Raw genomic sequence first — 11,403 nt, 5'->3', positions numbered from 1 at the left:
TGCCTTGCCCCATCAGAACTTCAACCTGCCATAACTTCGAGGCAATCTCTTTGGGCTTCGGTCACTTGTTGGCCATCCTTGGCCCTCCGTTTTCCAAACATAACGGTGGACCAGTTCAGTTGGGGAGGCTCACGGTTCATCAAACGTCGGATCAGGCCCATGCCGGGTTACAAGTCTTTCGATTCAGCTGCATTTGTCCTTGCCGGTATCGAACTGGCACGAGTGATCCGCAAAGGTCAATTCACTCCTGGCCGCTCGACATTTCAGCAGTTTGCTCAACTGGCGGAATATACTGCCAAATAGTTCTGTCTATTCTGCTCTGAAGAAATTTTGCGACTTAACCTATTCAAACATATCTGCAGATATGGCGCCGTACCAATTCTCAGATTCTTCGTATGTTGATTTGCGTAGAATAGCGTCTTCGCCGACTTGACTGATAAAACCGTCAACGCGTGCTATTTTCTCTTCGGTCGCCTCATAGGTCGCACCGACTTTGACACCGTCACTGACCGCGATCAATGACCAGCATGTGTTTGCGTATCTTGGCGGGAATATCCGTGACCCGGTCAGCGCACCGCGGACGGCATTTGCGCAGACCTTGGCTTGCGAATTGGCCGAAAAACCGGATTTTGGCATGTCACCCTGTTCACTTGCGTCGCCCAGAACATAAACATCCGGGTCAGCTTTTGAGGACATGTCAGCCGAGTTCACCGGAGCCCACCGGTCATCCGTAACGCCTGCGAGTTCAGCAATGCGTCCGGCTTTCATAGCAGGAATGACGTTGCAAACGTCAACGGTCATTTCATCGCCGTCAATTGTCAGGGTCATCCGGTCCGGGTTGACCGAGACTTCCCCACCGCCAAATTCTTCGCCGATCCAGTCAATCATGCCAGGATAGTGCGTGGCCCAGCCGTCCTCGAATAGCGCCATTTTGGAGAATTTTGGCTTCGGGTCAGCAATGATAATTTTGGCGGTTGGGTTGGTATTCTTCAATACATGGGCGACCATTGAAATTCGCTCGTAAGGACCCGGTGGGCAGCGATAGGGGTTTGGAGGCGCGACCATCGCATACACGCCACCTTCAGGCATGGCATCAATTTTTGCGCGCAGCAGCTGGGACTGAGACCCCGCTTCATATGCGTGGGGCATTTTGTTCTGCGCAGATAGATCCCAGCCTTTGACAGACCCTTCAACGAAATCAATACCTGGCGCCAGTATCAACTTGTCATAGGGCAGCGCCTGCCCCCCCGCCAAAGTTACAGTCTTACCGACCCGATCAACCGCGATGGCCCAGTCATGGATGACATTGATACCGTACTTTGCGGCAAGCGCACCGTAGGTGTGCCCTATATCCTCGATCGTTTTCAGGCCACCAATATAAAGATTGGAGAAGAAGCAGCTGAAATAAACCTGTGACGGCTCGACTAGGGTAACATCAATTGCACCATCGCTATCCTTGGCAATGTAGCGGGCTGCCGTGGCCCCGCCGGCCCCGCCACCTACTACGACGACCCGGGGTTTTCCGCTGCTTTCCGCCAGAACTGCGGGTGCAGACAAAGCTCCTGTCACGGCACCCATAAACTTGCGTCTATTCCACGTCATCTGAACCCCTCCCTGCGGCTCTTGTCACTCCAGCACGTTAAAGTATGCCGCCAACGCTGCTATTTCTTCATCCTTCAGACGCCCGGCCATCATCTGCATGATCGGATGTTCACGCTGTTTGCTCTTATACGCCAGCATCGCATCCACGAAGACGTTGGGATCAAGACCGACAATCTGTGGAATACTGTCCGTCTCGGCATTGACCTGATGACAGGTCACACATTCCGCAGACAGATATGCACCTAGTTCGACATCTCCGTCTTCCTCCTCTGCCGTTGCCTCGGCGATGGACAAAACGCCAAAACAGGCGCAGGTGGCGAGGATGGCCTTCCTCATCGTTGTTCCACAGTTTTTCAACGCCCAAAGCTTGCGAATTCCGCGCGTGATCAGAACCACCACTTTCGCCAGCATCATGATACGACCGAGATCGCGCGGCTGTCGGTGTAGATCGCACCGTCATCGTCAAACCAACTGAAGGTAAAAACACCCGGACCCGGCACAATTGCCTGAAACTCGAAAAATGGGTTGGTCGATATACCGGGGCCGATGTCGAGGTCGACAACTATCTCTCCTTCGAACTCACACAGAAAGCGATGAATGATCGACCGCCGAGTGGGCTGGCCATCTGAATCAAGGCGATGACCGGATTCCATGCGGTGGGTGATCAGGGTCTTGATCGTGACCACGTCACCAGCGCGGGCCTGTTTGGGCAACTTGACGCGGGTTTTGACACCTGTGGCCATGTCACATCTCCTCTGTCATGCGCAACCGCCCACAACGACCGAGACCGCCCGTGTACCACGGCGAACACTGCGGTCTGGCAGACGCGCGAGGGCCAAAACCTCTTGGGATTGTCCCAGACGCATGCGCGTTGAAATGGCGTGCGCGCCAGCCAAAGGCCCGAACCGAGCCCTGAGAACCGGCAAAACCGGATTGCCGGGCGCGATCAACATGACTTCCTCTGCAGAGACAGCGTTAATGGTCACCGGCACGCGATAGCCATCTTCGGCAATGGCTTCCATATCAATGGAAACGCCGCTGTCCTCAATCAGTGCTTCACCAGCAAAACCAGCGATCAATTCTTCCAGCGTCGCGACGTTCGGCAAAGCCACCAAATCCTGCGCGCGCGCAGGCAAGGCAAGGCACATCAAAGCCCAAAGGCTCACCTGTAGTGCATCGCGCCGATTTAAGGACATTGCGGTCCTTTCTCATTGGTCTGACGCCGATATTACCTGCGCCATCACTGTTCGGATACATAACATATCCGTGAACCTTCACATACTTAAGTCGCGGTCGGGCCCAAGACAGGAAGGTTGAGAAACGCGACCCGACATTGCAAGCTGCGGTCAAGCCCCATGGTTCGGGACGGAGGAAGAATGTCAAATACGCGGCACTCGGCAAAAGCCAATCCCGGTCTCGTCGTACGCGAGTTGAGTTTTTATTATGGTGCCAAAGCAGCTTTGGATGCTGTCTCTTTCGAGGTATCAGCAGGAACTTTCTGCGGGCTGCTCGGCCCGAATGGGGCCGGAAAATCGACGCTGGTGTCCTTGCTGACGCGGTTGCTTGTGGCGCCGGATGGTAAAATCAGTGTTGCGGGTCACAATCTGCGCCAAGCCCCCCGCAAAGCGCTAGCTAAGCTCGGCGTGGTCTTTCAACAACCAACCCTGGATCTGGGTTTGACGGTGCGCCAGAACATGACTTATTTCGCCGCCTTGCACGGGTTGCAGCGATCGGAGGTTCCTGCCCGTATCGACACAGCACTGGATCGGTTAAACATGCGGGAACGTGCCGGGGAGCGCGTGCGTGACCTGAATGGCGGTCATCGCCGCCGCATGGAGTTGGCGCGTGCTCTGTTGCATGACCCTACAGTGCTGTTGTTGGACGAGCCAACTGTCGGGCTCGATGCCGCGGCAAGGCAGGCGATAACTGACCATGTGCACGATCTGGCGGCACAGGGACTGTGTGTTCTGTGGGCCACCCACCTGACAGATGAAGTGCGCGACGATGACCAGTTGTTAGTGCTGCATCGAGGTCAGATTCTGGCTCGCGGCCAGACAGGCGACCTGCGAGGTGATCAAACGCTGTCCGATTGGTTCCTGTCGCAAACCGAGGTCCCGGCATGAGCGGATTCTGGGGTGTTGCACGCGCCATCATCGGGCGCGAGTTTCTGCGTTTCATCCATCAACGCGAACGGTTTCTTGCGGCTTTGGTCCGTCCTATGGTGTGGCTATTGATTTTCGCGGCAGGGTTTCGGGCGGCCCTCGGCCTGTCGATCATCCCACCCTATCAGACCTACATCACATATGAGACCTACATCGTTCCGGGCCTCTGTGCGATGGTTCTTCTGTTTAACGGGATGCAAAGCTCGCTCAGCCTTGTCTACGACCGCGAAATGGGCTCGATGCGCCTCTTGCTGACCAGTTCGTTCCCGCGCTGGTGGTTGTTGTTCTGCCGCCTGCTGGGATCAACGGCAATATCCATTATGCAGGTCTACACATTTCTGATGCTGGCTGCGCTGTTCGGAATTGTCCTGCCACTCCCCGGCTACGTAGCGGTTTTGCCGGGATTGGTTTTGGGTGGCCTTATGTTGGGAGCGCTGGGTCTGGTGCTGTCCAGTTTCATCAAACAACTGGAAAATTTCGCCGGGGTCATGAACTTTGTCATCTTCCCGATGTTCTTCCTGTCCTCGGCCCTCTACCCCTTGTGGAGAATGGCCGAAAGCTCCCCTTTGCTGCGCGATATCTGCGCCTTCAATCCGTTTACGCATGTGGTCGAATTGATCCGGTTTCTGTTTTACCTGCAGATCAACTGGGGGGCTCTGTTGTGGGTTCTGGCGTCAACTGTTGTTCTGTGCACGATTGCCGTATGGGGATATGATCCGGCCCGTGGTCTGATGAAGCGGAAGTCATGACGACCAAACCCGAAACCACCAAACGCAGCCTGCTTTTGAAAACCCGTTTAGGCCTCGGTGCGGTTGTGCTTGGATCCGGAACCCTGTTGACGGCGGCTATCCTCTATTTCGGTATGCAAACCGTCGCCAGCCACCTGGAAACGGCGCTTGCTTCGGAAACCCGGATGGCACGCTATGCCGCTTTGTCGACCCAAGCCGCCACCTTTCTGGTGATCGCAACGGAATCGATCCAGACCGGCCAATCCGCCGAAACCCGACTGGATCGCCTTGCCCCAATTCGGGACCAGATCGGGACAACCTTTCTGCAACTTCGCTCTGATGTGGAGGAGGCCGTTGCCGCCGTTCAGTCGCTCGGGCTGGACGAGCAGTCCCGGTACGGTACCCAATCCCTTGGTCTGGCCAGAATGGAGGCGCTGCTAGCCAACACGCTGGACGGGCTTGCTGATACAGAAGCCGATCAGGCACGGCTGCGCGCCCATATCGAATCGTTTGCTTCGGCATTTGATCCCTTGCTCAGTCAGGCCGTGAATACCGAGGTTCTGTTTCGAAATTCCATTTTAGCCGGGATCGAAATGACGCGTTTGACGCTGACTTGGGTGGCATTGGCACTTGCACTATTCGCCTTGCTCAGCACGGCGTGGTTTTACTTTGGGCTGGTGCGACCACAATTCTCTCGTCTGGACCGGCTGCGCAACGCGGCAGTTCAGGTTGGCAAATCCGAGTTTGCAATTTCGCTGCCAGAAACCCGCAACGATGAGATCGGCCAATTGTATGGCGAGACCAATCGAATGGCGGATGCATTGAAAAAACGCCAAGAGGAGGTTGATGCAGAATGGACCGGATTGAACGAGACGATTGCTAAACGCACGCGGGAACTTCGTGCGGCAAACGATACCTTGTCCAAGATTGACGAGAATCGCCGCCGCTTTTTTGCTGATATCAGCCACGAATTACGCACACCGCTGACGGTTATCATGATGGAATCACAAATTGGCCAACGGGATAGTCAAACCGCGCCAGAGACTTTGGCGACGATCGAGTCTAGCGCAGCAAAACTGAACCAGCGCATTGACGATTTGCTGCGTGTTGCGCGATCTGAAACCGGGGAACTGGCTTTGGAACTGCGAAATGTTGCGCTGCGCACGTTAATGCAAACCGTTGCGCGTGACATTAAGCCTGAAATCGACAGCGCCAGCATGCATCTTGAAGTGGGCGAATTCCCGAATTGTACCTTGCATTGCGACCCGAACTGGATGCGTCAGGTCTTGCTTAGTCTTTTGCGCAATGCGATCCGGCACGCACGCGATGGCAAAGCACTGTCGCTTTCGGGTCAATCAGAAGGTGGGATTGTTCATATACAGCTAACCGACAACGGTCCGGGAATTCCCGAGGGTGCGCAAAGTCAGATATTTGAACGGTTTGTTCAGGGCGGAGCGGCGAACAGTCAGGGATTTGGCGTCGGGCTGGCTTTGGCCAGATGGGTCGTCGAGGCACATGAAGGATCGATCTCGATAACCAGCCCGGTCTTAAGTGATCGCGCTCTGGGTGCGAATGCCGGTACAAATGTCTGCATTCGATTGCCGTTGTCAGAGGCTTAGAATGATCCCATGGCCTCGAAACTGTTGATCATAGACGACGACCCGAAAATCACCTCGGCCCTTGTCCGGGGCCTGTCACTACACGGCTACTCGGCCGAAGCAGAGAACCGCGCCGATCAAGGGTTGGCGCAGTTGAAAAGCGGTGCATTCTCAGGTGCAATTGTTGATGTCATGCTGGGCGCCGACAGCGGTATCGAACTGGTCCGGTCTGCGCGCGAAGCTGGTGTCGCGATCCCTATACTGATGCTGTCGGCCCTCTCAGACGTCGACCACCGCGCGGCCGGGCTGGAAGCCGGAGCCGACGACTATGTCGTGAAGCCCTTCAGCTTTGACGAACTTGTTGCCCGGTTGCAGGTACAGGAACAACGCGCGCTTTCGCAACGTCCCGATCCCGCGCGGATATCAACACAGGACAGAACCCTCACCACACGAGAAACACACATTACGCTGACAGAACGCGAATTCGATCTGCTCGTGCTGCTCAACAGCAAAGCGGGAACGCCCATCTCACGCGGGGAACTGTTTGATACGCTCTGGTCGCAGGAGGGATCCAGTAACGAAAATGTGGTCGATGTCTACATTGGGTATCTGCGCAAGAAGCTGGGATCCGGTGATTTTGGATTTGAAATCATAACGATTCGCAATCAGGGCTTTTGCCTTCAAGGGGTGGCTCCATTGTCGGATGACACCTGAGTACCGACCAAAGTCTAAATCCTTCTTATGAATTAAGAGTCGCACGGGCGCATGAGACCTGCCACATTGATCCCTAGCACATCTTAAAGGAGGACCCCGATATGGCTTGGAGCAAACCTGTTATCCGCGAAATCGAGTGCGGCATGGAAATCAACATGTATGGCCCCGATCATGATGATGAGCGTGGCGGCGGCTTGATCTGATCAGACGCAAGCGCCAACATTAGATGACGTTGCGCGCGATAATACTTGGGGCCGCTGCTGGCGGCGGCCTTCCGCAATGGAACTGCGGATGTGAAAACTGCAATCTGGCACGACGCGGAGAAATTCCTGCGCAAACGCAGTCGTCGCTCGCCGTGTCCCCCGATGGCCAAAACTGGGCTGTCCTGAACGCTTCTCCGGATATTCGAACGCAGCTGGGCAATACGCCCCTCCTGTTTCCCACAGGGTTGCGAGAGTTGCCGGTTAAATCGGTGCTGGTGACAAACGGGGATATCGACCATGTCGCGGGCTTGCTCACGTTACGCGAGATGCAGCCATTCACGCTGTTTGCCACCAATAGCATTCATGGCGTCATTGGAGAAAACCCAATTTTTGATGCCTTGAATGCCTCTATTGTGAAACGCATGCCGATTTCGCTGAATGAGCCCTTTGAACTTGTTCCAAACCTAACGGCGACCTTGTTTCCAGTGCCCGGCAAGGTGCCTCTGTATCTGGAAGGGGACCATGTTCAAACCGATCTGGTGGGTGAACAAACTGTGGGTGTGGCGCTTCGTACGCAAAGAAAGACAGCCTATTATATCCCGGGCTGTGCTGCTTTGACGCCCGAGTTGCGCGCTCAGCTTGAAGGTGCCGACCTCTTGTTTTTTGACGGCACGCTCTGGCAGGATGATGAGATGGTGCGCGCAGGGCTGGGGCAGAAAACGGGTAAGCGTATGGGGCATATGTCGATGGACGGCCCCGACGGCTCGATCGCCGGGTTCGCTGATCTGCAGATCGGACGGAAAGTCTTTGTTCACATGAACAACACCAATCCGGTTCTGCGCCCCAACAGTGCCGAGAAAGCTCGGGCGCAGGCCAAGGGCTGGACGATAGGTGAGGATGGAATGGAGATCACGCTATGACCCAAAGCCGCGAAGATTTCGAAGCCCGGCTGCGCCAGATCGGAGCCGAGCGCTATCACGACCTTCATCCTTTTCATCATCGCCTGCACAGCGGCCAATGCACCTCCGACGAAGTCCGCGCCTGGGTTATCAACCGCTACTACTATCAGCATTCCATCCCGATGAAGGACGCCGCCTTCATGTCGCGCGTTGAAGATCCGGCCCTACGTCGCGCCTGGCGGTCGCGGATCGAAGATCATGACGGTACAGAAGAGAACGAAGGTGGCATCCGGCGCTGGTTGCGACTGGCCGAAGCGGTCGGTCTGGATCCGGAATACGTCGCCACATGTGACGGCGTATTGCCTGCCACCAAGTTTGCGGTGGACGCTTATGTACGATACGTCCGCGAAAAAACATTGCTAGAGGCGGTTGCGGCCTCACTCACTGAGCTATTTGCACCCAAGATTCATGCCAACAGGATCGAAGGTCTGCTTCAGCACTACGATTTTGCGGATGACAGCTCACTTGCCTATTTCCGCAACCGCCTGAAAGAAGCCCCCAAGGATGTGGCCTTTGGTCTGGCGTGGGTATTGGATCATGCCGACACCGCAGAAAAACAGGAAGCGGCGTCCAAAGCGCTGATATTCAAGACTGATGTCCTCTGGTCGCAGTTGGATGCCTTGTGGGGTGCCTATGTTGAGCCCGCCCGCATTCCTCCGGGTGCCTGGAAACCGGACACTGGTCTGCTGATGCGGCGGGCATCATGATGCTGGCGCAGGAGGTCCCCTCGCTCCCGCGCGGTGTCCGTATCCATTTCGATTCCGTACGGGAAAAATGGGTGCTGTTGGCGCCTGAACGGGCCGTAACGCTGGATCAGATCGGGCAAGCGATCTTGCACGAAGTCGACGGCCAGCGCAGCTTTGGACAGATCACGGCAATTTTGTCCAAAAAATACAGCGCCCCGGAAGAGCAGATCGCCGAAGACAGTTCAGGTTTTCTGGATGCCCTGCGGGCGCGGCGTTTTCTGGATGTGATTTGATGCAGACAAAGACCCCACCACCCATCGCCATGTTGGCCGAGCTGACGCATCGTTGCCCATTGTCCTGTCCTTATTGCTCCAACCCGGTCGAAATGGCGAAGCTCGACAGCGAGTTGGATACCGAGACCTGGGCTCGCGTTTTCCAAGAGGCTGCCGCGCTTGGAGTCTTACAACTGCATTTGTCAGGCGGCGAACCCGCATCCCGCCGGGATCTGGTCGCGTTAGTCAAAGCCGCGCGCGTAGCCGGGTTATACACCAACCTGATCACTTCGGCGATCGGCCTGTCCGAACGACGCCTGAACGACTTGGATGAGGCTGGTCTGGACCATATACAGTTGTCTCTTCAAGGCACCGATGCAGCGATGGCGGATAAAGTGGGCGGGTACCGGGGTGGGTTTGACCGTAAGATGAAAACGGTCGAATGGATCAATCAAATTGGGTTCCCGCTGACCCTGAACTTTGTCCTGCACCGCCACAACGCGCACCAACTGCCACGGGCGCTGGAACTGGCACAGGAAATGGGCGCTCGGCGGATCGAAGTTGCAACGGTGCAATTCCACGGCTGGGCATTGAAGAACCGGGATGCTTTGATGCCCACGCGGGAACAGGCGCAGCAGGTGACGAAACAGGTGGCCGAAGCGCGAAAAGCACTCAAAGGGCAGTTGGTCATCGACTATGTCCCGGCGGATTATCATGATGACTATCCCAAACGATGTATGGGCGGTTGGGGCACCACCGGGCTGAACGTGGCACCTGACGGTCAGGTTCTGCCCTGCCATGCGGCACAGTCCATTCCGCATCTGACATTTGATCGGATACAGGAAAAACCGCTTGCGGACATCTGGTACAAAAGTCGTGCATTCAATGCTTACCGCGGAACCGACTGGATGTCGGACCCCTGCAAAACATGCGAACGGAAAACCATAGATTTCGGGGGCTGCCGCTGTCAGGCCATGGCCATTATCGGAGACGCAAGCGCCACCGATCCGGTGTGCATCAAATCGCCCCATCATCAGGCTTTGCAGGATCAGGCAAACGAACATGCAGCCAAAGCGGATGCGCCCTTTGTCTATCGCGTCTCACCCGGGGCAGCGACTGAACCTGCGGAGTAACTCCTACCCTAAAACAGCACCGTTTTGCCCGGATATCAGGTTGAGTATCCGGTCGGAAAGTCGTTGCGCTTCGGATTTGGAATGGGTCACGAACAGGGTGGCTGGGCCATGCTGCGCGATCAGACCTTCGGTTAGAGTCAGCATCGTCTCGGATGTTTCGGCGTCCAGAGAAACAAAGGGCTCGTCCATAATCAGAAACTCGGGCTGCCCGGCAAAGGCGCGCGCCAGCGATAACCGACGCTGCTGTCCCAACGACAATTGCCCGGGAAACAAGTCCCCCTTTCCCTCCAATCCAACGTCGGACAGAGCGACGTCAGCATCGGCGCGGGACAAGCCCGGGTGGATCAGGATCAGATTATCAAAAGCAGAACGCCAGGGCAGCAAAGTGGGTTCCTGAAACACAATCGCCAGCCGATCCGGCCGTACGATTTGGCCGTCAAAGTCAGGATCAATACCGGCCACCAACCGGAGCAGAGTGGTCTTGCCGATACCCGATGGTCCGGTCAGCGCGATCGTTTCTCCCGCAGCGATATCAAAGGAGACGGGTCCCAAGACGACATCGTTGCCAAAGCGTTTCTGTCGGATGTCAATGCGGATCATGCAGCTCTCCACCGCCGTGCGTTACGCTCCCATGGTTGTAAAACCAGCCATTCGACGATCAGCATGACCGCAATGAAGGAAAACGCATAGACAAGCACCATCGCCACATCAAATAGCTGAAAATACAAGTGGATTTGAAATCCAACGCCAGATGAACGTCCCAGAAATTCGACCACAAGCACGATCTTCCAGATCAGGGAAAGCCCCGACCTTGCAGCAGCGGCGATAAAAGGGGCCAGCTGCGGCAGGATCACATGTCGCAGTCGCGTTTGCCTCGGCAGCCGGTAGACTTGGGCCATCGCGTCCAAATCCGGGCTCAGCGCTCTGCCGCCTTCGCGCAGGATCGTCGCGACATTGGGAATTTTGTTCAATGTCACGGCTGTGATTGCCGCTGCCTCGGTCAATCCGATCCAGAGATAGCACAGCACTATCAGTACCAACGCGGGCAGGTTTAGGAAAATGACCAACCACGGGTCGAGCCAGCGGTTCAGCGCCTCTGAACGCCCCATGGCCAGCCCAATAGCCGTTCCCAAGGTCATCGCCAACGCAAAGGCCCAGATCACTCGCAACAAAGTCGCACCAAGGCTTCGCAGCAATTCCCCCGAGACCAGTTCCTTCTGAAACCGGGGGATCAGATCCCAGGGCTGCGGCAGAATCTGCGGGTCTGCGGTCAGAAAGGCCGCAACAATCCAAAACGCCACAAGGCCCGCGATGGACATAAGCGGCGTGAGGCGTGTGTCTTGCAT

At 56.0% G+C, this 11,403-nt stretch carries 15 protein-coding genes and 1 pseudogene; 10 read left to right on the top strand and 6 right to left on the bottom strand.

What is annotated here, in order from left to right:
* Window positions 1-132: 132 nt before the first annotated feature.
* Window positions 133-303 (top strand): annotated as a pseudogene (locus ACR1XY_RS16430) (IS6 family transposase); the annotation flags it as partial.
* A gap of 39 nt (window positions 304-342) precedes the next feature.
* Here ACR1XY_RS16430 and ACR1XY_RS16425 read toward each other — a convergent pair.
* The 4 genes from ACR1XY_RS16425 to ACR1XY_RS16410 are packed head-to-tail and all read right to left on the bottom strand — an operon-like array spanning window position 343 to window position 2,798.
* Window positions 343-1,602: an FCSD flavin-binding domain-containing protein gene (locus tag ACR1XY_RS16425; RefSeq protein ID WP_480594692.1), complete on the bottom strand. Its 1,260-nt coding sequence runs from the start codon at window positions 1,600-1,602 to the stop codon at window positions 343-345.
* A gap of 24 nt (window positions 1,603-1,626) precedes the next feature.
* Window positions 1,627-2,016 (bottom strand): c-type cytochrome, encoded by a 390-nt coding sequence (locus ACR1XY_RS16420; RefSeq protein ID WP_480594691.1) that lies wholly within the window; start codon window positions 2,014-2,016, stop codon window positions 1,627-1,629.
* Window positions 2,013-2,345 carry a thiosulfate oxidation carrier complex protein SoxZ gene (gene soxZ, locus ACR1XY_RS16415; protein ID WP_480594690.1) on the bottom strand — a complete coding sequence of 111 codons (333 nt, stop codon included), beginning with the start codon at window positions 2,343-2,345 and terminating at the stop codon, window positions 2,013-2,015. Before soxZ ends, ACR1XY_RS16420 begins: the two co-directional genes overlap by 4 nt.
* A 15-nt stretch (window positions 2,346-2,360) precedes the next feature.
* Window positions 2,361-2,798, bottom strand: coding sequence for a thiosulfate oxidation carrier protein SoxY (locus tag ACR1XY_RS16410; protein ID WP_480594689.1), 438 nt, complete (start codon window positions 2,796-2,798; stop codon window positions 2,361-2,363).
* 180 nt (window positions 2,799-2,978) lie between these two features.
* Between ACR1XY_RS16410 and ACR1XY_RS16405 the strand changes: the two genes are divergently transcribed.
* From ACR1XY_RS16405 to pqqE, 9 genes are all read left to right on the top strand, one after another.
* Window positions 2,979-3,725: an ABC transporter ATP-binding protein gene (locus ACR1XY_RS16405; RefSeq protein ID WP_480594688.1), complete on the top strand. Its 747-nt coding sequence runs from the start codon at window positions 2,979-2,981 to the stop codon at window positions 3,723-3,725.
* Window positions 3,722-4,513: an ABC transporter permease gene (locus tag ACR1XY_RS16400; protein WP_480594687.1), complete on the top strand. Its 792-nt coding sequence runs from the start codon at window positions 3,722-3,724 to the stop codon at window positions 4,511-4,513. The genes ACR1XY_RS16405 and ACR1XY_RS16400 overlap by 4 nt, the downstream gene beginning before the upstream one ends.
* Window positions 4,510-6,111 carry a sensor histidine kinase gene (locus ACR1XY_RS16395; protein WP_480594686.1) on the top strand — a complete coding sequence of 534 codons (1,602 nt, stop codon included), beginning with the start codon at window positions 4,510-4,512 and terminating at the stop codon, window positions 6,109-6,111. Before ACR1XY_RS16400 ends, ACR1XY_RS16395 begins: the two co-directional genes overlap by 4 nt.
* A 9-nt stretch (window positions 6,112-6,120) precedes the next feature.
* Window positions 6,121-6,804 (top strand): response regulator transcription factor, encoded by a 684-nt coding sequence (locus tag ACR1XY_RS16390; protein ID WP_480594685.1) that lies wholly within the window; start codon window positions 6,121-6,123, stop codon window positions 6,802-6,804.
* A gap of 101 nt (window positions 6,805-6,905) precedes the next feature.
* Entirely contained in the window at window positions 6,906-7,007 is a 102-nt protein-coding gene (gene pqqA / locus ACR1XY_RS16385) for a pyrroloquinoline quinone precursor peptide PqqA (protein ID WP_085823998.1), read from the top strand.
* A gap of 23 nt (window positions 7,008-7,030) precedes the next feature.
* Window positions 7,031-7,927 (top strand): pyrroloquinoline quinone biosynthesis protein PqqB, encoded by an 897-nt coding sequence (gene pqqB / locus ACR1XY_RS16380; protein ID WP_480594684.1) that lies wholly within the window; start codon window positions 7,031-7,033, stop codon window positions 7,925-7,927.
* The gene (gene pqqC / locus ACR1XY_RS16375) at window positions 7,924-8,673 is read left to right on the top strand and encodes a pyrroloquinoline-quinone synthase PqqC (RefSeq protein ID WP_480594683.1); all 750 of its coding nucleotides are present in this window, start codon (window positions 7,924-7,926) and stop codon (window positions 8,671-8,673) included. Before pqqB ends, pqqC begins: the two co-directional genes overlap by 4 nt.
* A complete protein-coding gene (gene pqqD, locus ACR1XY_RS16370) occupies window positions 8,673-8,945 on the top strand; it encodes a pyrroloquinoline quinone biosynthesis peptide chaperone PqqD (RefSeq protein WP_480594696.1) in 273 nt (90 codons plus the stop codon). The genes pqqC and pqqD overlap by 1 nt, the downstream gene beginning before the upstream one ends.
* Window positions 8,945-10,057, top strand: a complete 1,113-nt coding sequence (gene pqqE, locus ACR1XY_RS16365; RefSeq protein WP_480594682.1) for a pyrroloquinoline quinone biosynthesis protein PqqE — start codon at window positions 8,945-8,947, stop codon at window positions 10,055-10,057. The genes pqqD and pqqE overlap by 1 nt, the downstream gene beginning before the upstream one ends.
* A gap of 3 nt (window positions 10,058-10,060) precedes the next feature.
* Here pqqE and ACR1XY_RS16360 read toward each other — a convergent pair whose 3' ends face one another.
* Both ACR1XY_RS16360 and ACR1XY_RS16355 read right to left on the bottom strand, forming a co-directional pair.
* Entirely contained in the window at window positions 10,061-10,657 is a 597-nt protein-coding gene (locus tag ACR1XY_RS16360) for an ABC transporter ATP-binding protein (protein WP_480594681.1), read from the bottom strand.
* Complete coding sequence (locus tag ACR1XY_RS16355; RefSeq protein ID WP_480594680.1) at window positions 10,654-11,403, bottom strand: ABC transporter permease; 750 nt, start codon at window positions 11,401-11,403, stop codon at window positions 10,654-10,656. The genes ACR1XY_RS16360 and ACR1XY_RS16355 overlap by 4 nt, the downstream gene beginning before the upstream one ends.

The sequence above is a fragment of the Ruegeria sp. AD11(2025) genome, from assembly GCF_056542405.1.
The sequence above is the reverse complement of the archived record's forward strand: the minus strand, read 5'-3'. Positions and strand labels throughout refer to the sequence as shown.

Bases quoted from the DNA above. Each gene is read 5' to 3' on its own strand.
- ACR1XY_RS16405 (WP_480594688.1), top strand. From the start codon at position 2,979: ATGTCAAATACGCGGCACTCGGCAAAAGCCAATCCCGGTCTCGTCGTA.
- ACR1XY_RS16400 (WP_480594687.1), top strand. From the start codon at position 3,722: ATGAGCGGATTCTGGGGTGTTGCACGCGCCATCATCGGGCGCGAGTTT.
- pqqC (WP_480594683.1), top strand. From the start codon at position 7,924: ATGACCCAAAGCCGCGAAGATTTCGAAGCCCGGCTGCGCCAGATCGGA.
- ACR1XY_RS16425 (WP_480594692.1), bottom strand. From the start codon at position 1,602: ATGACGTGGAATAGACGCAAGTTTATGGGTGCCGTGACAGGAGCTTTG.
- pqqA (WP_085823998.1), top strand. From the start codon at position 6,906: ATGGCTTGGAGCAAACCTGTTATCCGCGAAATCGAGTGCGGCATGGAA.
- ACR1XY_RS16390 (WP_480594685.1), top strand. From the start codon at position 6,121: ATGGCCTCGAAACTGTTGATCATAGACGACGACCCGAAAATCACCTCG.
- soxZ (WP_480594690.1), bottom strand. From the start codon at position 2,345: ATGGCCACAGGTGTCAAAACCCGCGTCAAGTTGCCCAAACAGGCCCGC.
- ACR1XY_RS16360 (WP_480594681.1), bottom strand. From the start codon at position 10,657: ATGATCCGCATTGACATCCGACAGAAACGCTTTGGCAACGATGTCGTC.
- ACR1XY_RS16395 (WP_480594686.1), top strand. From the start codon at position 4,510: ATGACGACCAAACCCGAAACCACCAAACGCAGCCTGCTTTTGAAAACC.
- ACR1XY_RS16410 (WP_480594689.1), bottom strand. From the start codon at position 2,798: ATGTCCTTAAATCGGCGCGATGCACTACAGGTGAGCCTTTGGGCTTTG.
- ACR1XY_RS16420 (WP_480594691.1), bottom strand. From the start codon at position 2,016: ATGATGCTGGCGAAAGTGGTGGTTCTGATCACGCGCGGAATTCGCAAG.
- pqqB (WP_480594684.1), top strand. From the start codon at position 7,031: ATGACGTTGCGCGCGATAATACTTGGGGCCGCTGCTGGCGGCGGCCTT.
- ACR1XY_RS16355 (WP_480594680.1), bottom strand. From the start codon at position 11,403: ATGCAAGACACACGCCTCACGCCGCTTATGTCCATCGCGGGCCTTGTG.
- pqqE (WP_480594682.1), top strand. From the start codon at position 8,945: ATGCAGACAAAGACCCCACCACCCATCGCCATGTTGGCCGAGCTGACG.
- pqqD (WP_480594696.1), top strand. From the start codon at position 8,673: ATGCTGGCGCAGGAGGTCCCCTCGCTCCCGCGCGGTGTCCGTATCCAT.